22 protein-coding genes are annotated in these 23,966 nt (G+C 62.7%); 7 read left to right on the top strand and 15 right to left on the bottom strand.

Translation table 11 applies throughout. The annotated features are described in order from the left end of the window. Positions 1-11: 11 nt before the first annotated feature. From R3E77_06870 to R3E77_06860, 3 genes are read right to left on the bottom strand one after another with little or no spacing between them, the layout of a single operon-like run. Positions 12-1,097, bottom strand: a complete 1,086-nt coding sequence (locus tag R3E77_06870) for an amidohydrolase family protein (protein MEZ5499135.1) — start codon at positions 1,095-1,097, stop codon at positions 12-14. Continuing rightward, positions 1,094-2,074 carry an alpha/beta hydrolase gene (locus R3E77_06865; GenBank protein MEZ5499134.1) on the bottom strand — a complete coding sequence of 327 codons (981 nt, stop codon included), beginning with the start codon at positions 2,072-2,074 and terminating at the stop codon, positions 1,094-1,096. The genes R3E77_06870 and R3E77_06865 overlap by 4 nt, the downstream gene beginning before the upstream one ends. After that, positions 2,071-3,414: a M24 family metallopeptidase gene (locus tag R3E77_06860; protein ID MEZ5499133.1), complete on the bottom strand. Its 1,344-nt coding sequence runs from the start codon at positions 3,412-3,414 to the stop codon at positions 2,071-2,073. The genes R3E77_06865 and R3E77_06860 overlap by 4 nt, the downstream gene beginning before the upstream one ends. Positions 3,415-3,461: 47 nt before the next feature. Here R3E77_06860 and R3E77_06855 point away from each other — a divergent pair, with 47 nt between their 5' ends. Both R3E77_06855 and R3E77_06850 read left to right on the top strand, forming a co-directional pair. Beyond that, complete coding sequence (locus R3E77_06855) at positions 3,462-4,331, top strand: alpha/beta fold hydrolase (protein MEZ5499132.1); 870 nt, start codon at positions 3,462-3,464, stop codon at positions 4,329-4,331. After that, complete coding sequence (locus tag R3E77_06850; GenBank protein MEZ5499131.1) at positions 4,328-5,692, top strand: MFS transporter; 1,365 nt, start codon at positions 4,328-4,330, stop codon at positions 5,690-5,692. Before R3E77_06855 ends, R3E77_06850 begins: the two co-directional genes overlap by 4 nt. 15 nt (positions 5,693-5,707) lie before the next feature. Here R3E77_06850 and R3E77_06845 read toward each other — a convergent pair whose 3' ends face one another. Continuing rightward, positions 5,708-6,565: a cytochrome c peroxidase gene (locus R3E77_06845; GenBank protein MEZ5499130.1), complete on the bottom strand. Its 858-nt coding sequence runs from the start codon at positions 6,563-6,565 to the stop codon at positions 5,708-5,710. Between the two features lie 166 nt (positions 6,566-6,731). Further along, complete coding sequence (locus tag R3E77_06840) at positions 6,732-7,412, bottom strand: tetratricopeptide repeat protein (GenBank protein MEZ5499129.1); 681 nt, start codon at positions 7,410-7,412, stop codon at positions 6,732-6,734. Between the two features lie 88 nt (positions 7,413-7,500). On the opposite strand from R3E77_06840, the gene R3E77_06835 reads away from it, so the two are divergent. Both R3E77_06835 and R3E77_06830 read left to right on the top strand, forming a co-directional pair. Continuing rightward, complete coding sequence (locus tag R3E77_06835; GenBank protein MEZ5499128.1) at positions 7,501-8,973, top strand: FAD-dependent oxidoreductase; 1,473 nt, start codon at positions 7,501-7,503, stop codon at positions 8,971-8,973. After that, positions 8,970-9,884 (top strand): MBL fold metallo-hydrolase, encoded by a 915-nt coding sequence (locus tag R3E77_06830; protein ID MEZ5499127.1) that lies wholly within the window; start codon positions 8,970-8,972, stop codon positions 9,882-9,884. Before R3E77_06835 ends, R3E77_06830 begins: the two co-directional genes overlap by 4 nt. A 12-nt stretch (positions 9,885-9,896) precedes the next feature. Here R3E77_06830 and R3E77_06825 read toward each other — a convergent pair whose 3' ends face one another. The 4 genes from R3E77_06825 to R3E77_06810 all read right to left on the bottom strand — a co-directional run bounded on the left by R3E77_06825 (position 9,897) and on the right by R3E77_06810 (position 12,626). Then, a complete protein-coding gene (locus R3E77_06825; GenBank protein ID MEZ5499126.1) occupies positions 9,897-10,415 on the bottom strand; it encodes a CAP domain-containing protein in 519 nt (172 codons plus the stop codon). 63 nt (positions 10,416-10,478) lie between these two features. Next, complete coding sequence (locus R3E77_06820) at positions 10,479-10,982, bottom strand: nuclear transport factor 2 family protein (GenBank protein ID MEZ5499125.1); 504 nt, start codon at positions 10,980-10,982, stop codon at positions 10,479-10,481. Positions 10,983-11,029: 47 nt separating this feature from the next. After that, positions 11,030-11,878, bottom strand: a complete 849-nt coding sequence (locus R3E77_06815) for a helix-turn-helix transcriptional regulator (protein ID MEZ5499124.1) — start codon at positions 11,876-11,878, stop codon at positions 11,030-11,032. A gap of 157 nt (positions 11,879-12,035) precedes the next feature. Next, positions 12,036-12,626: a TMEM175 family protein gene (locus R3E77_06810; protein ID MEZ5499123.1), complete on the bottom strand. Its 591-nt coding sequence runs from the start codon at positions 12,624-12,626 to the stop codon at positions 12,036-12,038. A gap of 185 nt (positions 12,627-12,811) precedes the next feature. On the opposite strand from R3E77_06810, the gene R3E77_06805 reads away from it, so the two are divergent. Continuing rightward, entirely contained in the window at positions 12,812-13,141 is a 330-nt protein-coding gene (locus tag R3E77_06805) for a PQQ-binding-like beta-propeller repeat protein (GenBank protein ID MEZ5499122.1), read from the top strand. A gap of 26 nt (positions 13,142-13,167) precedes the next feature. Beyond that, positions 13,168-14,058 (top strand): hypothetical protein, encoded by an 891-nt coding sequence (locus R3E77_06800; GenBank protein ID MEZ5499121.1) that lies wholly within the window; start codon positions 13,168-13,170, stop codon positions 14,056-14,058. A gap of 91 nt (positions 14,059-14,149) precedes the next feature. Here R3E77_06800 and R3E77_06795 read toward each other — a convergent pair whose 3' ends face one another. Then, positions 14,150-15,661 carry a DUF5666 domain-containing protein gene (locus tag R3E77_06795; protein ID MEZ5499120.1) on the bottom strand — a complete coding sequence of 504 codons (1,512 nt, stop codon included), beginning with the start codon at positions 15,659-15,661 and terminating at the stop codon, positions 14,150-14,152. Positions 15,662-16,151: 490 nt separating this feature from the next. On the opposite strand from R3E77_06795, the gene R3E77_06790 reads away from it, so the two are divergent. Then, on the top strand, positions 16,152-17,330 hold the full coding sequence (locus tag R3E77_06790) for an aromatic ring-hydroxylating dioxygenase subunit alpha (protein MEZ5499119.1): 1,179 nt from the start codon (positions 16,152-16,154) through the stop codon (positions 17,328-17,330). On the opposite strand, the gene R3E77_06785 is transcribed toward R3E77_06790, so the two are convergent. From R3E77_06785 to R3E77_06765, 5 genes are all read right to left on the bottom strand, one after another. Continuing rightward, complete coding sequence (locus tag R3E77_06785) at positions 17,250-18,338, bottom strand: helix-turn-helix domain-containing protein (GenBank protein MEZ5499118.1); 1,089 nt, start codon at positions 18,336-18,338, stop codon at positions 17,250-17,252. The genes R3E77_06790 and R3E77_06785 overlap by 81 nt on opposite strands. Positions 18,339-18,725: 387 nt before the next feature. After that, positions 18,726-19,730 carry an SRPBCC family protein gene (locus R3E77_06780; protein ID MEZ5499117.1) on the bottom strand — a complete coding sequence of 335 codons (1,005 nt, stop codon included), beginning with the start codon at positions 19,728-19,730 and terminating at the stop codon, positions 18,726-18,728. Between the two features lie 82 nt (positions 19,731-19,812). After that, positions 19,813-22,317: a TonB-dependent receptor gene (locus tag R3E77_06775; protein MEZ5499116.1), complete on the bottom strand. Its 2,505-nt coding sequence runs from the start codon at positions 22,315-22,317 to the stop codon at positions 19,813-19,815. 45 nt (positions 22,318-22,362) lie between these two features. After that, the gene (locus tag R3E77_06770) at positions 22,363-23,322 is read right to left on the bottom strand and encodes a FecR family protein (GenBank protein MEZ5499115.1); all 960 of its coding nucleotides are present in this window, start codon (positions 23,320-23,322) and stop codon (positions 22,363-22,365) included. Then, complete coding sequence (locus tag R3E77_06765) at positions 23,319-23,912, bottom strand: RNA polymerase sigma factor (GenBank protein ID MEZ5499114.1); 594 nt, start codon at positions 23,910-23,912, stop codon at positions 23,319-23,321. The genes R3E77_06770 and R3E77_06765 overlap by 4 nt, the downstream gene beginning before the upstream one ends. Positions 23,913-23,966: the final 54 nt, after the last annotated feature.

The following is a 23,966-nucleotide window of genomic DNA, read 5'->3' as shown; positions in this document are numbered from 1 at the left end:
AGCGGCACCCCTCAGCCAGGCCCGAATAGCGCCTCTGCATTATCGCTCAGAATGCGAGTCTTCTGATTTTCGCTGATGTCGGCGCGGTCGCGAAGCTTGCGTTGCACGAATATCGAATCATCGACATCGCCCGGATGGCCAAAATCGCTACCGATCACCAGTCGGTCATCGCCAGCGTATTGCAGAATCAGTGGCAGCTCCTCGTGCTCCTCGCAGGTGACGAAGAAGTTGCGTTCGCGCAGCACCGATCGCGTGTAAGCCTTGCGATCGCGATCATCGCGCACCTTGTGCGCCTGAGCGACGATATAAGTCAACCAGGAGGACCCCACTTCAAAGAAGCCGAAGCGCAGGCGCGGAAAGCGCGTTGCAATATCGCTCATCGCAAGCGCAGTGAAGGCCATCAGCGTCGGCACCGACATGTGATACCTGGAAGGCTTGTCCTCTGTATTGCGGCGAATTCGCCTGAATGCGGGACTCGCGTGCCCGATGTGCACGCAGATCGGCATGTCGAGATCCTGTGCGACTTCAAACACTCGATGAAAGTCGGGATGATCGATCGGTCGATCGCCTTCGAGGCCGCGCAGGTGCACACCGACGGCGCCATTTCGCCGGGCCCAGGCGATATCCTTCAGGGTTTCGTCCATGTTGTTGACTGCCGGGTGCATGACCCAGCGCAGCCGACCACCGCTACCCGAGCAACGATCCGCAAGGAAACGATTGTAGGCACGGCTGAGGGCCAGCTCGACCGCCGGTGACTCGGGCGCAAGTGCAAGGAACAGGCTCGGAAAAATGACATGCACATCGACTCCCTGCCGATCCATTGCCTTGAGCCGCTCCGCCGGATCGGTCATCGCGAGCGCACCCGGCTTGATTTGCCCCTTGGACAATTCCTCGATCAGGTCGAGGTTCGTGCGCGCATAGAGTTGACCATCGATGATCCACACGGATTTCATCGGCATCTGGATGGGCGGCACGATTATGCCGGCATCGAGCTCGACCGGTTGCGGGCGATGCACGCGCTCGCTCTCAGTCAGGTGTTCCCAGATCGGTGCGGTTTCGATTACATGCGTATCGGCATCGATGATGCGTTTGGTCATTGTGCGTCCTGTTGCGAAAGAAATACTGCGAGATCGCGTGTAAACAGGTCCGGATCTTCCCACATCGGAAAGTGCCCGAACTGCGGATAACGAACAAGCGTGACCGGCGCACGAGTGAAACGCGACACGGTACGTTCGGCGGACTGCGAAATTACCGTGTCCTGGTCGCACCATTGAATCAACACCGGGACGTCGACCTTCCCGGCCAGCGCACCGACATCGCTCGACTGGAACAGGCGGACATTCGATGCGATGAAATCCCGTTGATGCTGTGAAGCACCCGGCAGGTTGTTCATGTCGTACATCATCTGAACCAGATCATCAGGTGGCACGAAATCCGCTGGTGTCGTGTCCTCGAGGATGAGTCGATACCAGTACTTCGAATGATTGTCGGGTGCAAACGCGGCGTGAAACCACATGAGTTTGCGGATCCGCCAGTCGACTTTGCGCGTCTGGCTCGGCCGTTCGAGTGGCAATACCGACAACGCCATCGCCCGGACCCGACCTGGATAGCGCGCATTGTAGTCGAGCGCGATATTGACGCCGTTTGAGGTGGCGACGAGGAAGAATTTGCCAAGCTCAAGGCGCTCGATGAGTCCTGCCATCAGGTCAGCCGCGCGCGCGGTGGTGTAGATGCCGGATGGATCGGGTCCCGATACGCCATAGGGCGGCCAGTCGAACCTCACCACCCGAAATTTCCCGACCAGTCGCTCGGCAACGAGGTCCCATTCGTGCAGGTTCAGGATGCTGCCGTGGAGCATCACAACCACCGGACCCTGCCCTTCGTCCCGCACATGCAGATCGACGCCATCGACACCGACGAAAGTCGAAGGAGGTTGCGCCCAGCGTGCCCGGACTTCGGCATAATCCGTTGACCACCACCGCTTCGGCATGGTCATGGCAATTGCGAGGGCGATTGCGATGATCGCCACGACCGCGAGCAGCATGCCCAATATCCGGCGCCCGTGCACGCTCATGCGATAATCACGGCTTCGCCAGGCACATGTAGCGGCTCCGCGCCGTTCGCCGTGATCAGCATGAGATCCTCGATATGCGCTGAGCCACCGATGCCGGTGTTCATGACCGGGCAATCGACGCTCAAAACCATGTTCTCGCGCAGCTCGAGGTCGAGTTTGCGATGGAAACCGCCGGCAAGATCGCCCGGCTCATCGGTGTGCATGAGACCGACTGAGTGCGGGCCAAATCCCACGGCCACATCGAAGCCACCCTTGCGCAACGCATCCTGCCCCAAGCGCACGATTTGCGAGTAGCGCAGTCCGGGGCGCAATTGTTCTCGAATGGCGCGCCAGGCATGGGTAACGGCGCGCGTGGCCGACCGTGCCGCTGCAGCCGGCTCGCCCACGACGACCGTGCGCGCGTAGTCGCCGTGATAATGGGCGAAATGACTGACTCCGTCGATGAACAATACCTGTCCATCGACAATGCGTTCCTGCGACAACTCGGAGGACACGCGATCGACATTCAGAAAAACCGCCTGGTTGCCACGCCGCGCTGCTTCGACGGCAAAGCCTTGTTGCAGCTCCGCATGCGTTGCGCCGGCGCGAACGTAGCGCCCAAGTTCATGAATCGCGGCGGCGTTCGCGGCGGCTGCACGGCGTAGCAGCATGATCTCGAGCGGCGACTTGACGAGTCGTATCCAGCGCAGGACGTTGTCGCCAGGCACGAGCTCGCCAGGTCGATCGTGACGCGTACACACGGCGGCGATGACCGGATGGTCATAGGCCACCCGCCCGCGCCAAAGACCCAGATCACGCATCGCGCGCACCAGGGCGGCGCCCGCATCGACATCGCCGCGCCGGGCGCTGGTCGCGGCGTCGAGCGCAGAACGACGTCGGGTTTCCGTAGTCGACAGCGGCTCGCGGTGCAGATCCGGGAACTCCATTGCATCGGCATTGCGCGCAATGCCGGCGTCGTCGCGAAAATCATCGATGGCCGCATCACCTGGCTCGCGGTAGAGATAAACGGGGCGGTCTGCCGGGTAGCCGCCATCGGCATAGGTGTAGTAATAGATGAATCGCGACGCCACCAGCGCCGGAACGGGGTGAGCGGCGCGCGTCAGCAGTGCGAAGGTGGTCGGTGGCTGACCGACGCGCGTCCTGGCGAGCTGCGGCCAGTAGCCGAGCAGGTGATACACATTGACGGGCTCGCCGAGCACCAGGCCGTCGAGTCCGTACCGCTCCATCACCTCGAGCGCATGGGCCAGGTTCATGGGTCCACGCTGGCGAAGAGCCGCGCGCAAGTCGGCGTCTGCCGAAGCCACAGCGTCTGACGTTGCATCGGGCAGTGGAGCTCGCATGCGGCAACCATAGACGAAATGACCTGCGCACACTATTGTTCGATGCGATGACCGCCAAAGAAGCGCAGATCGAGCGCGCCTTCGTCAATCTTCGCGAAGGCCAGCTGCATTTGCGACGACTGGCACCCGCCGCCGGGGCGATTGCGAGTGCCGATATTCCAATATTGATGCTGCACGCATCGCCGACCTCGTCGTACTTCATGCAGGGGCTGATGCGGGCATTGCGATCGGCCGGTCTGAAAAGCACGATGATTGCGCCGGATACCCTGGGCAACGGCGACTCTGCAGCACCGGCCGCGGATCGCCCCGATATCGCCTATTTCGCCGACAGCATGCAGCGCACGCTCGATGCACTCGGAATCGATCGCGTCGATGTCTATGGCGCGCACACGGGTGCGCGCATCGCCTGTGAGCTGTCAGCGTCCTGTCCGGCGCGCGTTCGCCGCGTGGTTCTCGACGGTATCATCGAATACGACGACGACATGCGCCAGCTGGTCATCGACAACTACGCACCGCAGGTCGCACCCGATGACTACGGCCGGCAATTCATCTGGGCATTCAACTTCGTACGCGACCAGGCATTGCATTTTCCCTGGTTCATGCGTGATCCCGCACACCGACTGGCAGCGGCGATTCCGTCCGCCGAAGTGCTGCATCGAGCCACGATCGATGTCCTGAAGGCCATGGATACGTATGCCCTGCCCTATATCGCCGCGTTCGAGTATCGAGCCTATGCGCGCATGCCGATGATTCAGGCGCCGGTACTCTTGCTCAAGCCGGACAGCGAATTACCTGTGCTGAACGCGGCCATCGACAAAGCCGCCGGGTTGTTGCGCGATTCGCACGTCGCCGCCATTGGCGGCGGCGAGCGCGCCAAAGCGACCGCCATCACTGAATTTCTGCTGGCAGCCGAATGAACCGTGAATCGTCACCGATCGCGCGCGGCGAGCGCCTGAGTCTCGGCACCTGCCTGGGGTTTGGCGTGGGCACGGTGGGCGTGTCGATCATGCTCAATACCGTGACCACGTATTTTCCGGCGTTCATGTCCACCGTCCTCGGGCAATCAACCGAGATCGCGGGCTTGTTGCTCATGATCTCGAAGCTCTACGACGCCGTTGCCGATATCGTCATCGGCGCCATGAGCGATCGCACGCGCTCGCGCTGGGGCCGACGCAGACCCTATCTGCTCGCCGGTGCATTTGTCTCGGCAATTTCATTCCTGATGTTGTTCATGCCCGGCGAGATGTCACGCGGCGCGTTGATCGCCTACATGGGGGCAGCGCTCATTCTCTACTCGACCGGTTATTCGCTCTTCAATGTACCGTACATGGCCATGCCATCCGAAATGTGCGACAGCTTCAACGAACGCACACGGCTCCTGTCCTATCGCACGGTTTTCATATCGATCGGCCAGCTGCTGGCGCTTGCAGTAACGGCTGCGCTCATCGCCGCGGGCGGTGGCGGCCTGCTTGGGTATCGCATCATGGCAGCCGTCATGGCGCTCGTCATTTTCACGGCCATGCTCCTGTCCTTTCTCGGTACCGCGAATGCACGCTCCATCGAACCGAAGGCCGGCTCCGGTCACCGGATTACCTTTCGCGAAACCCTGCAACTATTCCGCAATCGTCCCTTTGCGATGCTGGTCGGCGCCAAGGTATTCCAGTTCCTGGCCTTCGCCAGCGTCGCAGTGACCGGACTCCTTTATATGCTGAACGTCGTAAAGGTCGGCTATACAGGGCAAATTCACCTGTCCGTCAGCCTGAACCTTACCGTCGCTGCCGTCATGCCGCTGTGTGTTCATCTCGGCACCCGCATCGGCAAGCGGCGCACCTATCTGCTTGGCGTACTGTTCTTCTGCGCCGGGTCCCTCAGCTGGCTGCTTGCCGATGCGCGGATTGCGCCCTGGGAAATCTGGCTGAGGGGTATCGTCTCCGGATTCGGATCCGGCGCGATCATTCTCATGTCCATTTCGATGCTGGGCGATACCATGGCCTACGACCGCAAGCTCACCGGTCTTTATCGCGAAGGCCTGATGTCGAGCGTCATCGCAGTGGTCGAGAAGGCGTCATTCGCCTTCGGCCTGGCTGTGGTGGGCGTATTGCTGAAGTGGGTCGGCTATGTGCCGACCGTGGGCGGCGCGCTGGTGACGCAACCTGCCTCGGCCGTCTGGGGTTTGTACGCGGGATTTGCCATCGTACCTGCCGTCATGTTTCTCTTGAATGGCGTCTTCCTGTATTTCTACGATCTCGACGAAGAGAAATTCTCTCGGGGCGTCTGAGCCTGCCACCCCGCTTCAAGGCCGCAACTGCTGCTCGATGAACACGGCATCCGTCAGCGAATTCAGGAATGCAATCAGGTCATCGCGTTCTGTGGCTGTCAGCCTGAAGCGCCTGAGCCTGCCGCGTCCCGCGGAGCTCTCGTAATGGGAGATCACGGCATTGAGCGTCTGGAATCGACCGTCGTGCATGTAGGGCGCGGTCAAGGCGACGTTGCGCAAAGTCGGCACACGATACGCGCCGCCGCTGCCATTGTCGGCGAACGCCGGTGGCGCGCGATCGCGGCCGCTTTGTGTCCATGTACCGGTAAAATTGAACCCGGCATGACACACTGCACAGCCGAGTCGTTTTGAATAGAACAGCGCGAGTCCACGCCTGGCCGACGGGTCTAGCGCGTCGTGCTCGCCGCGAAATACATACTGGTCGAATGGCGAGTTGCCGGTAATCAGCGTCCTTTCGTAACAGGCAATCGCGCGGACAAGGTTGTCCATGGAAATCGGGCGCGGATCGTCCGCGAATGCTTCGCGAAAACGCCACGGGTAATCAGAGTCCGTCTCCAGCACGGTCAAGACTTCCTCGACTCGACCTGCCAGCCCCATCTCGATCGGGTGCTCATTGAACAAGGGCTGCTGCATCTGCGCCTCGAGGGATCGCAATTTCGGATCCACCCAACCATAGCTGGCGTTGTAAGCCACATTACCGAGCGACATGGCGTTGCGGGCCAATACATCGCCAAGTGCGCCGCGACTGACACCACGCGCATCGGTGAATGCGCGCTCGGGCGCATGGCAGCTGGCGCAGCTGAGGCGGCCGCCGGCGGACAGTCGCGGATCAAAGAATAGCCGCCGACCCAACGCAACTTTGCTCCATGACATGGGATTGTCGGCCGGCACGGCGGGCACGGGAAATCCGCGCGGCAGTCGCCAATCAAAAGGCGCTGGTGAATTGGCGGCGCGTACGACTAACGCGGCCGACACCGCGGCCACCGCTAACGTAATGAAAAGGACCTGACCGTGCGACAAGGGGTCGCCCGCCCGGACGTCAATTCCAGCGCGTACCCTTCCCGTCCGGCGTAAGTCCGGCGGTCTGACCGGCGATCTGGATACGTTCCGAAATCCATTTGTCCAGATCATCCAGCGTGGCAGGCGCAACGGCTGAGGTCGTGCCGCGCTGCGCGCCGACCCAGTCCTTCATGGCCGTGAGCAACTTGTCGGCCAGCTTGCGGTCGCTGGCAAAAAGCGTGAGGTACGCATTCTTCGCGTCGTCAACGCGTGCGAGTCCGAGATAAGCGCGGCCACGATATTCTATGGCATCACCGTATTGCGGATTGATGGTCAATGCCTGGTCGTAGGCTTCAAGCGCGCCGGCATAATCGCCGAGATTTCGTTTGGCATAGCCGATGTAGTTCCAGGCTTCGAACATTTGTGGCATCAATTCGATCGCAGATTCGAAGTCCTTCAGTGACTTGCGATAACTGTCGCGCGCACGCTCCTGCAGCTTCGCTTTCTTGTCGGGATTCGTTTCCTTGTCAGCGCGTTCATTGGCGCTATCGGCCTTGCGGATGGAGCGTACGCCAGCGTTGTACGCGCTCTTGGCCCTGTCTTCGGGCGTGCGCTCGACAGCGGGTGAGGACATCGAGGGCATATTCATCGATCCGCCACCCGAACCAAGTGCAGCGGCAGGGACCATAGCCGCAACGACCAACACCAGAATTGGTTTCATGCGCGTATCCTCGCTTGGTTTCCGATCGGCCTATGCTGCGCTTGTGCGAACCCGCTGGCAACCGGCGGGTGGGTTATGATCTGACACCGTGAGCAGCGCGCGCGAATTCCATCCACCGCGAAAACGCTTGCGGACCCCCGCCAAAGGGTCCGCTGCCGGTCAGTGGGATGTCATCGTCGTCGGCGCCGGCTCCGCCGGGTTGCCCGCGGCGATCCAGGCGGCCGCTCGCGGTGCGCGCGTGTTGCAGCTCGAGGCTGATTATCGCATTGGCGGCACCTTGCACTGGTCGTCGGGTCAGATCGCAGCGGCCGGAACACGCCTGCAGGCGCTCCACGGCATCGACGACAGTCCGGACGCCCATTACCGTGACGCCCAGCGCATCGCCCACGGCCGTATCGACCCCGTCGTATTGCGTTTGTTCGTCGACAACGCCGCCGCCACCATCGACTGGCTCATGGATCTCGGATTCGAACCCGCACCCGGTACACCGGTCGCCGGCGAGGCACACGAAGCCTATGCGACACGCCGCTATCTCTGGGGATGCAACAAAGCGATCTCCATCCTCGACACGCTGAGGCCCGTGCACGATCGACTCGTGGCGGCGGGTGCCATCGACCTGCGCCTGCAGCACCGTCTGACGCGACTGCTGCGCGATGCACGTGGCGGCATCGTTGGCCTGCGCGCCGGGACGCCGAACGGGGAGTTCGAGTTTCGCGCCCGCAATATTGTGCTCGCCTCCGGCGGCTATGCCGCGAATCCTCGCTTGTGGCGCGAACTCACGCCCAATGTACCGCTTTGCTCGCATGTCAACCCCTATTCGCGCGGCGACGGAATCGTCGCGGCTCGTGCGCTCGGCGCCGCGGTCGATGGCAGCGAAAAGTTCCTGTGCACGTTTGCGGGTTACTACGAAGATGCCAAAGACCCTTGCAGCGGCGGTTTCCTCCAGCTGTCACCGGGCATGCGCAAGGTCTGGGAGATCTTCGTCGATAACCGCGGACAGCGATTCATGCAGGAGGATCACCCGAGCATCGACTACCGTGAGCGCGCACTCCTGGCATGCCGCGATATGGCCATGCACATTATTTTCGACAGCGGTATTCTGCAAAACGCGACCCCGCTTACGCTCGAGCCGTCGAGCGCGTATCGCGCCCGATTCGGAAACCACCCCGCCTTCATCAAAGCCGGCACCATGCGACAACTGGCGGCGCGAACCGGCGTGCCGGCGGCTGCGTTGCAACGCACGGTCGACGACTACAATCGGGCCGTCGAGCGTGGTGTCGATCGGCGTCACGGCAAGCAGTTCCTGATTCGACCCATCACAAAGCCACCGTACTATGCCATCAAGGCGCGCGGCATCACGGTTCTGAGTCCAGCCGGTCTTGCCGTCGATCGTCAATTGCGCGTGCTTGACGCCGAAAGCCGCCCTATCGGTAACCTCTACGCAGCCGGCGAAATACTTGGATTCGGCCGTACCTCGGGCGATGCGTTCGTCGGCGGATTGTCGCTCACGCCGGCACTGACGTTCGGGCGATTGCTGGGCGAGACAATTTTGCGGTGGTGATCGACGTCCGCTCCACCGGCGCCGGTACGATGCCATCGATACGCATCGGCCAATTGCAAATCGATACGGTCGTGGAGAGCGAGAATCGCACGCTGCCACTCAGCGAATTGCTGCCGCAGGCCTCCGCCGAAGGCGCCAAGGCTGCGACCGACTGGCTCGGTCCCCGCTATCTGCAAATCGGCAAGGAGGGCGAGTGGCGCGCAGTGCTTTCCTTTCAGAGCTATGTGGTTCGAACACGTCGCCACGTGGTGCTGATCGACACCTGTGCCGGCAATGACAAAGACCGCGGTGGTCATCCGTGGTTTCACCGATTGGCCACGCCATGGCTCGCGCGCCTGGCTGACCTTGGCCTGGCGCCTGGAGATATCGACGTCGTGCTCTGCACGCACTTGCACGCAGATCACGTCGGCTGGAACACTCGCCTCGAGAACGGTCGCTGGGTTCCGACATTTCCAAAGGCGCGATATCTCTTCTGCCGACGTGAATATGAACATCGTGAGAGCCTTTGGCGCCAAGGCAAGGACCAGGATGTGCGGGCGTTTGCCGACAGCGTCCTGCCGGTAATCGAGTCCGGCCAGGGCACGCTGGTCGAGGCCGACCACGTGCTCGATTCACAGCTGTGCCTGCAGGCTGCCCCGGGTCATACGCCGGGCAATATCATCGTGCAGCTTGGCGACTCTGGTCAGGACGCAATGCTTTCGGGCGACGTGATTCACCATCCTCTGCAAGTGACGCACCCCGAGTGGTCAAGTGCATTCTGCGAAGATCCGGTCGCCGCCGCACATTACCGCCGCCGGTTTGTCGACACGCACGGCGAGAAACAGACGCTCATCGTGCCGGCTCATTTCCCCGCGCCGACAGCGGGTTTCATACGCCGCCACGGCGATCGGCATCGATTCCAGTTTCTCTAGCCGGCACGGCTGCTATTTCACTGCTCGCCGCGGCGCGGCGAACACCTGCACCCAGTACCAGTGCCCGCGCCGATAGCCGCGAACGACGGCGAAACCCATGTCGCGAAAACGCGCGTCCATGATATTGGCACAGTGTCCCGGGCTCGCGAGCCAGCCCCGAACGACCTCCTCCGCAGATTCGGGACCGAAGGCAATGTTCTCGCCAGTGAGACGGGATCCGTACCCACTCGCGCGTACACGGTCCCGCGGTTCGCTGCCGTCCGTACCTGTGTGATCGAAGTGACGGTGGTCCGCAAGGTCATGGGCATGGCGCGCGGCCGCCTCATCGAGCATTCGCGATGCGCCAAGTGGCGCCGCCGCGGGATACAAGCTGTGTCCACAGCGGCGCGATCTCGATCGCGCTTCATTCACGAGTTGCAGGATTTGATGGTGCATGCGAGCGCTGGAGGCTTCACCCGCAAAGACATCCGCCAGCGTCGGCTGCGCAGCAATAAGCGCAAAACTTAACAATAGTGCACCCCTCGACGACATGACGGCAGTATTGCCACTGGGGGCTGAACAGGGGATGAAGCGCGGCTGAAGGAATCGATGCCGTTACCTGACCAGGCACTGCGCCTGCAACTTGTTGCGCGGCAATGCGATCGATGCCTGGCCAAAAGCATATCGCCAGCCCTGATCCGTGCGTACGTAGGTGTCGCTGAACCACAAATGACTCTCGAAGGGACGGCCCCGTCGCCTACCTTTGAGGCACAGGCGCGCGGTCACGATCGCGGTGTCCCGACCATACATGCGAACAGTCTGCGTTCCCGGGTCCTCTTTTTGATGCTCGAATACAACCTGACTCGAGCGAGCGCTCTCCAGAAGGTCGGCGCGCGTATGAACGCTGCCGTCGCCGAGCACGAGAATCATTCCCGCATGCAGTATGGAGCCCATCACGGCGACATCGCCGCGCTCAACGGCTGCCTGATATGCGGTATCCAACGCTGACACAGTCTGACGATCCGCATCAGAGCTCATTGCGGCGTTAACGAAAAGACCGGCTGCTACGACGATGAAGCCCGCGAGCACGGCGAAAGGTGGTCGATTGAAAATCAGCATCGGTATCCTCGGATCCGAAGCCTAACTCGCGCAGTATCGAGTCGCTGTCACGCTCCTGCGCGTCGTCGCAACTCCCGCGGCGTACATCCCAATATTTGACGGAATCTTGCAGTGAGATGGCTGTGATGCGCAAAACCGGAATCAACAGCGACGGTAGCGAGGTCGGCATCGGAATCCAGTACCAGAGATAGCGCATGTGTGATTCGTATCCGCAGGACGAATTCAAACACCGACATTCCAACCAGGCGACGAAACAATCGCGCCAGGTGATAAGGCGAGACACTTGCTGCGCTAGCCAGGTCGGTCAGTGACCACCGCCTGAATGGATCGGCGATCAGCGCCTGTTGTGCGCGATCGACCGCTTTTCGCTGACGCATACTCGTGCGCCCGGGTGCAGGGTCGAAACCGTGCGAGTCACGTTTCGCGGCGTCCAGGATCGCAGCCAGGACCTTGACGGCGAGTTCGTCCGCCGCAATCGGGTCGACCGAACCAGTACGAACCTGCCGCCAAAGCAGACTGCGATCCACCAGTAGAGCAGCCCCCAGGGCAACACGGGGCGCGAACGCTGCGAGCGATTGCAATTCCCGGTCGAGCGCCTCCGGCGACCATCGCATCACGAGACAGTGATCCCCGATGCAGCCTGGGAAACTGAAGCGATGCGGCTGCGACTGCGGCAGAAGCACCGCGTCATTTGCCGTGCCGAGAACGGCATCGCGCGCGGAGAAATGCGTCCTGAACAGGCCGCGCAGCGGCATTACAACAACGTGAGCATCCGACTCATTGAGCGAGCCCGCCGCGTCAGAACGCGGCCTTGCAATGACTTCGCCGATGCGCACCAGATCGCTCGCATGCAAAGTGCGCCGCGTATAGATCGCCGTGTCGTCACCGCTCGCCATGACGATCAGGGTAGCTCCAACGCGGCTCCAGGACTATCACAATCGTGCCTGCGCATCGAACTTAACTGCGTACGGACCAACTGAACGCTTGTGAATTCGTTCAGAACCTGCACGCGAATCACATCCCCGGCCGCGACTCCTTACGCCACCTTGGAACCTATGTGTGGGAACCCGCATGCGTAGTCGACCGTTCGATGCGCCGATCGGGGATGAGCCAAATCAGCGCAACCAGAATATAGATTGCCTGCGCAAGTCCCGGCCACTGCCAAACACCCAACAAAGCGACGACATAGAGAGCCAAAGAGCCCTTGCCTTTGACGTCTCGTCCAATGGCACGCCGCAATGTCGAATCAGGGCCTTCACGAGCAACGATAACGGACTGCAAAATATAGTAGGCAATCGCGCACATCAAAAGCACGACGCCATAGAGCGCCGTGGGTAATGCACCGAAGTGAGTTTCTCCCATCCAGCCCGTCGCAAACGGTACGAGCGACAACCAGAAAAGCAGATGCAAGTTACTCCAGAGTATTCCGCCGGACACGTTACGGACAGTGTGCAAGAGATGGTGGTGGTTGCTCCAGTAAATGCCAAGATACAGAAAGCTCAGGACATAGCTCAGCAGCACAGGCAGCAGCGGCAGCAAAGCACCAGCCGTTGCGTCATGCGGCACTTTCATCTCCAGCACCATGATCGTGATAATGATCGCGATCACCCCATCGCTGAACGCTTCGAGTCGGCCTTTTGGCATTGTTGCTTCTCCGGGTGATGTCAGGGATCGGTGTGCAATAATACCCGCCACCACGTGTCGCCATGGGCCGGCTGCAGTTCATGCGCTGTCGCAACGCATTGCCTGTGGCGCCTGCCCAATGGACTGAAATTCCCTGGCGCGCTAGACTGAACGCACTGCGCACGATGCCACATCATCGGCACACTATGCGAAATCAACTCTGCACCCTGCTTGCGCTCGCGCTTCTCGCTGGTTGCGGCACGCCGCGCTGGGGGCAGTTTCACGCCGACGCGCCGAGCCAGGGCAGTATGGGCGTCAATACGGCGTCAACGCTCGTCGTCAAGTGGAATCTGTCCACGCCTCCCATCGGCTACGCTTCGCCAGTCATCGCCAAGGACGGAAAAGTCCTGATTGGCACCGCGACTGGTCAGATGGTCGCAATTGCCCCGGACGGAAAACCGGCGTGGACTTTCGACGCGAACGTGGCCTACTGGGACGCAGCGATCGTGTCGGCCGCGGCGGCAACGGCGCATTGAAATGCTCGGTGCAGCTTGACTTTGCAATGGAGCAACTACGCTCTCCTTATACGTTCACCACCGCATCACCCAAGGTCGTCGGTTCCGGCACAGACACAGCCGTATTCGTGACATTGGGTCTGACGCTATACACGTTCAACGACCGGTGTCAGCGCATCGCGCTTGAGCCTTTGCTGTGTTCCGGCGACATCAAGGTGGACGCCATCGGCTCGTTCGACTTTGAAGCGCTCAGTCGCTACGTACCGAAGCCGGGCGATCCGGGGCCTGGAAACTTCGGAACATGGTACGAGCCGGCCGATGCGCGCACGTGGATTACACCCACGGTCGCAGTCACCGATCGAATCGACGGCAAGGCGCTGGATCATCCGATCGTCGTTGTCGCCCAGCACGGCTGTGGCGTGCATGGCTACGAATGGACGCCACCGCCCAACCAGCAGCTTACGCACCTCTGGTACAACGCGGCGCTCAGCGATACCTTGTTGTCTTCGCCCGCCGTGTCGACTGCCGGACAGGTTGCGATCGGCAGCAGCCAGGGCCTCATCTGGTCGTACGACGTCGTCTCTGGCAAGCAGCAATGGTTCTTCAGAACAGGGGAACCGGTGCTTGCGACGCCGGCATTCTATGCAGGTAGCCTGCATGTCTACGCCGTGGGACTGCATAACCTGTGGATGCTTGATAATGCTGGCGTGCTCTTGAGCAAGGTGCCATTGGCCGGCCCGAGTGTGTCGTCCCCGTCTCTCTCGTGGGATGGTGTCTTCTTCTCGACGCGAGCATCGATGCATTCATTCACACCAAACCTCGCGACGCTGACGTCGGATTCGACGGCCAGCGGCGGCATGTCATCGCCCGCCATCGGCGCCGACGGAACGATCTACGAAGCAGCACCTCATAGCGTCGTCGCCTATCGCGGCCGCTAGCGGAGTGGATGGTTCCGCAGGTCGCGGTGCGCGACAGGTGATCCTTGACTTGCGCGGCGTCCATCCATGGACGCCGCCCAGCCTGGACAGATCAGAATCCGTCACCGTCCTCACAGTCCTCGCGGGAGGACAGCAGCACTTTGTCCGCCATCAATGTCGTGCCGTCGAACGTACCGCTTGCGAACACCACACGACCGGGTGCCTGGGCGAAGAACTCATCCGCAGTCAGCGTCGATCCACGAGACGAATCCTTGTTTTCCGAATCCTGCGACGCATTGCTGTAGAAAGTTGCGGCGCTGGCATCGACCGTCACGCCCAGGATCTCGAACTGCGGTGGCGTGGTTGCACTGAAGAATCCGCCCACCTTGGATGTCGCCCTGGGTCGCTCACGCTCCAGGCGGGTCGCTGTCACCGCGCCGCTACCGATTGGGTCTTCAAACCCACGCACTTCGACCGTGTCACCGACCGCAATATCGGCAAGGCTGAACTGGGACACACGCGAATTGCTGCGATCCTCGAGGCGCGTCGTACTCGTGACCGTCACGGTCGTGTCAAGGACCGTCAGCGTGCCGGCGGTGGCATCGACGGCGGTCACCTCGCCGACCAGCTCCGCTATGCCGGCCGAAAATATCTTGACCTTGGCAGCGACCAGAACGCCACTCGCATTGAGACTGCCTTCCGCCTCGACATGGACATTGAGCGCGAGGTCCGCCGCGGTGCCCCCGATGAACTTGGTCGTGCCATCGGTCGTTACGGCCTGCTGCCCAACGTCGAAATCCGTTGCCGAAACGAACCGCGTGATCAAGCCCTCACGCTCCGCTCGCGATCCTTCCCTGCCGCCGTCGCCCGAATCGTCGGCCGGACGCAGCGAACTGGCGGTCAGCGTCGTCGTTGCCGCATCGAAGGCCGTGCCGCGAGCGATCACCATTTCGCCATCCGCTGGCGCTCCGCTCGCGAAGCCGTTGACCATGGCCGATGCATAATTGACCGTAAGATCGTTGATCTTGAAAACGCTCGTGGCACTGTCGAGTGCCGACACTGTCCCGACGATCTGAAAAGTCTCGCCAGCCGATTCAATCTCGATCCGCGTGGCGCGGATACTGCCATCGGCGGATTCCAGGCCGGCCACTTCGACCACATCACCGACGGCGACACCGGTGAGATCACCGCTGGTGACGTTCTGTGCGAACGATGTATTGGAATCGACCGTGACCTGTTGCCCGAGGACCGTCAGCGTACCGGCAGCCGCGTCGACAGCCGACACCGGTCCGACCACTTGATCATCGACATCGATGCGATCGGCACGCCCTCGCCCTTCGCTCATGGACACCGCGCCATTGAGGCGGGCGACCTGGCCAACCGCGAGTGCCGATTGCACGACACTTTGACCATTGTGGGTGATTGCCGCGCCATTGGTATCGTAATGAACGCCATTCATTACGACACTGCCGAATGCAGAGATCGTGCCCGTCAGTGATACCGAAACGCTGTTGGGCAAGGTACCGCTGGTACTCAATTCGGTCGTATTCGGCTTGCTGCCGCCGCAAGCGACCAGCGTCAGCGCGATGAGACCGGCAAGCGCCAAGGACTTTCGGGAACGCATGGGGATTCTCCTTGAACGAAGGTGTTCGCAGAGACGGACTGTCGCGACTCGCTGTTGGTTCCGCGTTATGGTTGCGTCGAAGAAAAATCCATTGTGTTGTCGCGACGCGGCGACGAATCAGGGCCGACAGGTCCGTCGCACTGTCAAATGGTGTGCGATAAACGTCGCACACCACCGACATGACAACCGCTTAATGTCGGTCGATCGCGGTGCACCCGCACCGCCCGCGCGCTGCTGGTACTCGGCCGTTCGATATTCCATGCCCTTCGCCGGCGACGGCGGGTGTAGTGCGGAGCGCCGGAACGCTCGCCGCGACGAGCACCATGCTTGCAATTCGCATGTCCGCGCACCTCGTGTCAATGCTGAGTCAATACCAGCACGCGCCTCCACAGCGCCCCTGTCCACTCAATGAACGATACGTAGTTGTCCGCACTACCGCCCGCACGATCACGGCCGACAATCGGACGATTGCTTTCGGGAGAGCCGCACCATGTACATCAATTTCTGGTATCCGATGATTCGCAGCGAAGACCTGGGACCGGACAAGCCCGAGCGGATGAAGGTGCTCGGTCTCAATTTCGTCGCTTACCGGGACAGCAAGGGACGGCCACGTGTACTCAGCGACACCTGCGTGCATCGCGGCGGATCGCTGGGTGGCGCATGGGAGCTGGGCGGCAATCCACGCATCGTCGATGACTGCATCGTGTGCCCCTATCATGGCTGGGAATACGATGCGGACGGCGCCTGCCGCAACATCCCTTCGATTGGCTATGGCACCAAGCCGCCGGGACGCGCGAAAGTCGATGCCTATCCGACTGTCGAGAAATACGGCATCGTGTTCGCATTCCTCGGCGACCTGCCCGAAGCGGAACGCCCGCCGCTCGTCGAAGTCGTGGAGTATGACGATCCCGCCTGGCGAGCCAATTCCGTACTCGTGCTCGATGTCGACTACTACTACGAACGCTCCATCGAAAACGGCCTCGATCCGGCGCACAACGAATTCGTGCATCCCACCCATGGCTTCAAGGGCGTCAATCGCGAGACCTATCACGTCCGCGACTATGAAGTGGAACCCTACCCCCAGGGCTGGGGCATGTGGTTCCTGCATCGCTTCGACACACCTGGTCTCAAGGACAAGACCTGGGACGAAGCGAAAACCAAGGCCGGTGCCATGTACGCCGGCACCGGAACCCATGGTCCGGCGACCATGATCACAGAAATCAATGTCGGTCCGACCCAGAAGTTTCGCCAGTATTTCATCGAACAGCCGGTGAGCGATACGAAGACGCGTATCTTCTTCGTGAACATGCGCAACTTCATGCTCGGTCCGGAACACGACGGACCCATACACGCACGCAACAAGGTCATCGCGCAGCAGGACATCAATATCCTGATGGATGTCTACCCGGCACGTACACCCATCAGCAACACCAAGGAGGTATTGATGCCGGCCGACAAGGCCGTAGTGGCCTACCGCGAGTGGCTGAAGAAATTCGATGACCGCGGCTGGCGCATCGACTGGGACGAATTCCAGCGACGCAACGGCAAGGACACGGCTTTTGTCATTCCCTCGCCGGCGCGACGCAAGTCAGGCAATTGGGTGCTTGAGCCCGTGCCGCTCCTGGGCGACCGTAGTGCGCGCCGGGGCGTGTGGCAGGCAGGGAGCTGAGCGAACCGCGACACTGACCAGCGCATCGCGCGGCGATCCGCCCCACTGGCGCTTCCATGCGCGGCGCAATTGCAACCCGGAGCTGAAGCCCGCGAATTCCGCGGCCGTCGTCACGTTCGAGCCATGCTCGAGCGACTGGCGCGCATGCTCCAGGCGCATGGCTTCGAGATAGTGCAACGGCGATACGCCGGCGTGACGCACGAACAGGCGCAGCAGATGCCGTTGCGTAACGTGCGCCACGCGCGCCATCGCCGCCATGTCCCAGTCGCGCTCGGGCGCGGCGCCGACGGCATCCTGCACGCGATGGACGGCTGCATGTGTGTGCCGGCGATGCGCCAGGAATGGCGATAGCTCGGGATCGAGCTGCGAGCGGCGAAGGTACACGACCATATCCTGCGCGACGGCAGCCGCCACGGCATCGCCGCATTCCGAGGCGATCAGATGCAGGGCGAGATCGATGCCCGCGGTGACACCGGCGCTGGAGGCGAGCGGTCCGTCCACGAGGAAGGCGCGATTCTCGATGATCCGCGCGCCGGGCGCGACCGACCTCAGCAGGTCGATCAGGTCGTGGTGGGTCGTGCACCGGCGATCATCGAGCAATCCGGCGCGCGCTGCGAGCAAGGTCCCGGAACAAATCGTAATCAGGCGATGCGGCGAATCGGGCGCTTGCAGATGGGTGCGCAACGTCTGTGCCAGCCAACGCGCCGTTTGATCCATCGCAGGTGTGGGCGCACAGACGACGGCGCTCGGCTGACCCACCACCACGACCCAGGTCGGCGACGGCAACGTGGCCGGGAGCGGTTCGAGGGCCCCGAGCGCAAGACCGACGGATGTCGCCGGTCCGGACTCGATGCCGGCGAAACGCAATCGAAATCGTGGCGCCCGTCCGCGCTCGGCATGACACAGGTTCGCGAGTCGGAACGCTTCGGCAGGACCCGCGATGTCCAGCAACAAGGAGTGCGGCGCAATGACAAACAGCACATCGACGCGGGATGTCTGGGCGTTCATATTCGGACATGGCCTCCGACGCCCAGTATGCAGTAACCGGCAGATCAGGCAACCGGTGCCCGCAAGCGGATGTCCAGATTTGATCCTTTCCGGTCGGCCAGCGCTGCGGCGCCCTCGCCCAGCCGGTCACGCACTCCCGGCTGGTCCGATTTGTCCCCAAACCGGTCCGTGAGCGCCATCACGCGCCTGGCGCCGTGCGCGAAGAATGACAGTCCGATCAAACACAGGACAGGTCCGCGCCATGTTCATTTTCAAGCGCTCGCCCGCAGCACCTCTGGTTGGCATCGTCGTCGCATTGGCGGTGTTGGTGACGGCCACGCGTTGCTCAGTCGCGAACGAGCGCCCCGCAACGACACAACTGCTCTTTGTATCGGCGCATGCGCGCGACTATTTGACCGGCCAGTACAACTCGGTGCGCATCTCTTCGGCAGGCACCTTGGTCGGGTCATCGACGTAGACCGCCATGGTCGCGCCGTTTTTCTCATAGCCCTGCGCGGCGATGTAGGCATCCATCTTCCGGTAGCTGTCCTCCAGCGTCTCGTAGGGTCCGACGTGAACGAACTTCAAGGCTTTGCCGGCGTAGCTGTCCTTGATCTGCACATCGCCCGCGCCTTCGACATCGGCGCGATCGATGGGAATGCCCGCATCAAAGCTGTAGCTCGTTTCGCTCATCGCTCCATCAATGCCGACCGGCGCGCCGGTCGCCGTGAGCTGGTTCTTGGCGATGAATGTGCCGACCGCCGCATAGGCGTCGGCATAGCCCTTGCTGATGGCCGCGTTGTCGGTAGCCGTTGTCTTGCTGACGTAGGCGATCGCGTGTGCAGGCAGTTCGACTTCATCGACAACCATGCCTGCGATGTCGACTGCCGGCAACTTCTCGATGAGCGTCTTCAGGCGTGCCAGGCCTTTTTCGTAGTCGGCGCCCACAGCCTTGTCCATGAACAAGCCGAAATAGCGGCCGACAGGCCCTGCGCCCATATCGGCATCCATGCTCCACACCACATGGGTGCCGCCCTCCGCCGGCGTGAGGCGAAAGCCGGCCTTCGCCTTGCCCATGTCGCCGAAGTCGAGATCGTTGTCGACCGAGACATTCGCCTCCGAGGCGGTAATGACCTGCGTGCCGGTGCCGACCTTGTCGTTGCCACTCCAGCTGAGCTTGGCGCCCACCCCGGTGCGCGGCCCCTCGATGGACTGCGTCATGTTCGGATCGAGGTCGGCCCAGGGCGACCACTCGGCGAAGCGCTGGAAGGAATTGACCGTCGCATATACCAGGCTCGCGGGCCGATCGATGTCGATGCTGCGCTCGAGGTGCACCTGCCGCGGCAGCAGCATGCCGATGACTGCAAGCAGCACCACGATACCCACCACGGATAGAATGATTTTCTTCAACATGCGGCCCCCTTGACCCGTCGAACTGGCAGGCGGGAAAGTTTACGCCCGCGCCAATCCGAGCACAAAGCGCCGCCCCACGCGGTCAGAATTCCCAGGAAATACCGAAGGCCGGCAGGATCGGGTAGGACTTCACGGACTCCTGCTCAAGTCGCAGCGGATCCGAGCCTTCATCGGGCAGATCGAGTTCGGTGCAGCAGCGGTTGGGACGATTCAGGGCGTTGGTGACCTGGCCATAGACCACGAGGCGACCCAACGCGACCGGGAATTCGCGAGCCGCGCGCACATCGAGCGTCGCGTAATGCGCGAGCCGTGCGCCATTGCGCGGCCCGAGCAGCGGACTCGCCAGCCGGTCGTCGAGTAACGCCGTGGTGGGCCGGCCACTGTTATATGAGGCGAGCATCGACAACGACCACGGCCCCCGTTGCCACGCAAGCGATGTACTTGCAGTATGCCGTTGGTCCCAATTGCGCGGCACGCTCTCGCCCGCGATGCGATCGACGGCATCGAGCCAGCTGTAGGCCGACCACACCGACCACGCACCGCGTTGTACCTGCAGCGATACTTCCGCGCCGCGCGAGCGCGCAGAATCGGGCGCGACGAGCTGTCGGTCGGCCGTGAGCTCGGGCAGCACGCGCAGGGGATCGAGTAGATTCTCGAATCGCGCGCGTGGATTGGGCAGATCGCGCTGGAACAGCTCCAGGCGAAGCGCGATGCCCGGCGCGAGCGTGCGCTCGCCCGAGAGCACCCACTGATCGACGCGTTGCGGTGGACCGAATCGTGTCACGCCATCCTGAACACGCAGCTCGTGGATTTCCTCGGCCTGAAAGGCACGGCCCCAGCCGGCGCGCAGCACAGTGTGCGCCGCGACATCGAAGCGCAGCGACAGTCGCGGACCGACCACCGTGCTCGCCGTATCGGCGTCGCCGCCATAATGATCGGCGCGCAGGCCCGCCTCGAGGAACCAGCGCGCGCCCAATTGCCAGCGATCGCTGACCCACGCGCCATAGATGTTGCGATCGAGATCCGCCAGCACGCGCGCCTGCCGTGTTTCGGCACCGCCGAACAGCTGCACCGCAATCGGCTCGAGTTCGACCTGGCCCGTGTAATCGTAGCTGCCCTCGCCCAGGGTCGCAGCGAGGCCGGCGTCGATGAAGTGCCGGCTCGACGCCTGCCATTGCGCACGCAGGTTGAGGTCCCACAGATGACTCGAGCGGCTATCCGCCGCACTGCCCGCGACCGTGAGTCCGCCGGCCGCAAGCCCCCCGCGCCGGCTCGCGATCCGCGAAAACCCCAGCAACGCGGACAGTCGCAAGCGCTCGCTCGGTTCGCGCTCGGCCGAAACCCAGGCATACGTCGCCTCGCTCGAGAGCTCCGCCTGCTCGAAGGTCGTGGCGTCGAAGAATTCGAGGTTCGAGGTTTGCGCAAGCAGTTCGGCCCGCAGTGTCGTGCCTTCGCGTGACCGGCTCATCCGCGCGAACACATCGCTGTACGAGGGTTCGCCGAGATCGCGCGTGTACTGTCCGATCCAGCTGCGCAGCGTGCCGAAGCGCGCCGCCGCGAGCCACTCGGGACCACCCTCGTCCGTCGCTGCCCGGCCATGGCGCAGACGCGCATTGAACGTACTGAGGCCCACCGCACTCGGGGCGGGATCATCGGCGGCGGCGCTACGCAGCGCGACTATGCCGCTCAAGCGATTGCCATAGCGCGCGGGCAACTGACCGGTGAATGCATCCAGCTCGCCGATCAGTGATTCATCGAGCGCGCTGAATGCGCTGTTGTAGGCCGCCAGATGATAGGGCTCGCGGATCGGCATGTCATCGAGCGTGACCAGCATTTCGGACGCTTCGCCGCCGCGAACGTTGGGTCGTGCCGAGACACCCGAGTAGGCGATGCCCGGCAAGCGCAACATGGCCTGCAGGGCATCTTCCGCCAGCTTCGGTTGCGCGATGATGTCCTGGCGATCGAGTGCGAACGGACCCGCCAGCGTCGGACTCTCATATTGATAGCGACTTGCGAGCACGGTGACCTGCTCGAGCGCGACCCGGTCGGCGCGCAGCGTCAGCGTGACATCATCGCGTACGGCCTCATCGAAATGCAGCGCGATGGTGCGCGGTGCGAACCCGCTGGCCGCAACGCGCAGCGTTGGATCGCGCCGGCCGCGCACGGCAAGGCGGAACTCGCCATTGGCGTTCGTCCAGGCTACCTGACCATCGGCCAACAACTCGACGCGCGCCTGCGCAACCGGTCGCGCGCCATCGGCAGCGGCCACGCGACCGGTGACCGACCAGCGCGGCCCGCCCCGGTCCATGACGACCGCGACGACACCGCCCGACAGACGGCGCAGCGTGAGGCCGTGGGGCCCAAGGAGCTCGCTCGCCACCCTTTCGGCATCGCTGCCACTGACCGCGCGCAGCACTTCGAGTCGCGCCGGAACGAGCGCATCGCTGTACACCAGCCGCAGGCCGCGCTCCCGCAAGGCATCGAGTGCGGTGGCGATGCGGGTGCCGGCCTCGATGGCGATGGGCGACGCCGCGTGCGCGCCTGAGGCGAGAAGTAGCGCAATGAGTGTCGCGGCGAGTCTGGGCATGGCGTCGGCATGAAGACCCGGCCAACCACTCGGATGGCGCCGGGTTCAGGGAGGCGCCATGGTCCGGCGCCGGATCAATATCATATCGCCATTCTCGACCGCTTCGAAACCGGTCGTCACCAGCACCGCGAACAGCCGATCGCCGAGCGACAGGTCGAGCACCGGACCGTGCAGCTCGATACGCTCGCACTCGCCGCGCAGCGTGGTGTCGGCAAAACTCAGCTGCCGGCCGCTTTCATAGGCGATCTGTTCGAGTACATCGAGGAGCGGCCGGCCATCGAGCGCCATGGGAGGCGCGAGCGCATCGACCCAGCGCCAGTCATCGCCATGTCGCGCGACCGGACGTCGACCCACCTCCTGACCAGTGGCATCGAAACGCAGCTCGACACCTGAGTCGGCTTCAGTGATCTGCGCGCTCGTATTGACACGCACGCGGCCATCACGCACGCGCACCCGCAAATCGCGCGGCGAGAGTTCGACGCTGTATCGCGTGCCCACATCGCTCACCGTGCCGAGGGGCGTATCGAGACGCAATGGCCGGTCCGGCCCGTCCTGCGAGGCGAAATACACACGCCCGGCTTCAAGTCGCGCCCGATCACTCGCAACGAAACGCAGGCGCGAGCCGCTGGCGAGGCGCAATTGCTGCCCGCTCGTGAGTTCGAGCACGCGGCCGGACTGACTGGACAAGTCGAGGGTCTCGCCAATGCGCAGGCTGATGCCGGCCGGCCCGTCGCTCGTCGCCACCACGGCACCCAACTCGCCACCCGGCGCGCGCCACATCAGCGCGAGCACGATGGCAACCCCAACGACGGATGCCGCAAGCGCCCAGGCCGTCAGGCGCACATTGCGCCGCCGTCGCGTGCTGTCCTGCCAGGCGACCAGCGTCGAGAGGTAGACCGCGTCGCGAATCTCGACCGGCGGCTCGGGGCGACGGCCCGCGCGCTCGAGGAGCTGCCGCAGGGCATCGGGATCGGTGTCGTCCACTCGTGTATCCGCCTCGCTCATTTGATCTCCTGTGCCAGGGCCTCGAACTCGACCCGGAACGCGCGCCGCGCGCGTGCCAGCAACGAGTGCGCGGCGCTGTCGCTCAAGTTGAGCCGACTGCCAATCTCGCGCGCATCGAGCCCTTCGACATATTTCCACTCCAGTGCATTGCCGTAGTTGGCCGGCAGATGATCGAGCACGGTCTGGATGAGCAACCGCAGCTCGCTTTGTTCCTTGACCTTCTCGGGTGCGCGCAAGGGATCGACTTCGAGCGACTCGAGGGCGTGGCGCAGCACTTCATCCTGGTCGTAGGAGCTGCTGCGCTGGCGTTCGCGCGAGGTCCGTTCCCAGTGATCGGCGAGTTCGTTGCGCGCGATCTGGCACACCCAGGTAAAGAGCGAGGCTTCGCCGCGGTAGCTGTCGATGCGCCTGACGGTGCGTTCGAGCACCTGCTGGCAGATATCCTGCGCCGTTTCGTTGTCGTGCTCGACGCGCAGCAATACGAACCGGTAGAGGCGCGGGAACAAATCGGCGAAGAACTGCTCGAATGCCCTGCGCTCGCCGTTCGCGAGCCGCCTCGCCAGTGCCTTGTCATCCGGGTAAGCGCTCATGGTCAACTCGATTGGACGGCCCGGCACGCGATTATTCGTCGCCGCTGGCCGACG

It is taken from the genome of Steroidobacteraceae bacterium (assembly GCA_041395505.1).
In the GTDB taxonomy this organism is placed as follows: Bacteria; Pseudomonadota; Gammaproteobacteria; order Steroidobacterales; family Steroidobacteraceae; genus JAWLAG01.
This window is presented reverse-complemented; position numbering and strand designations above follow the sequence as displayed.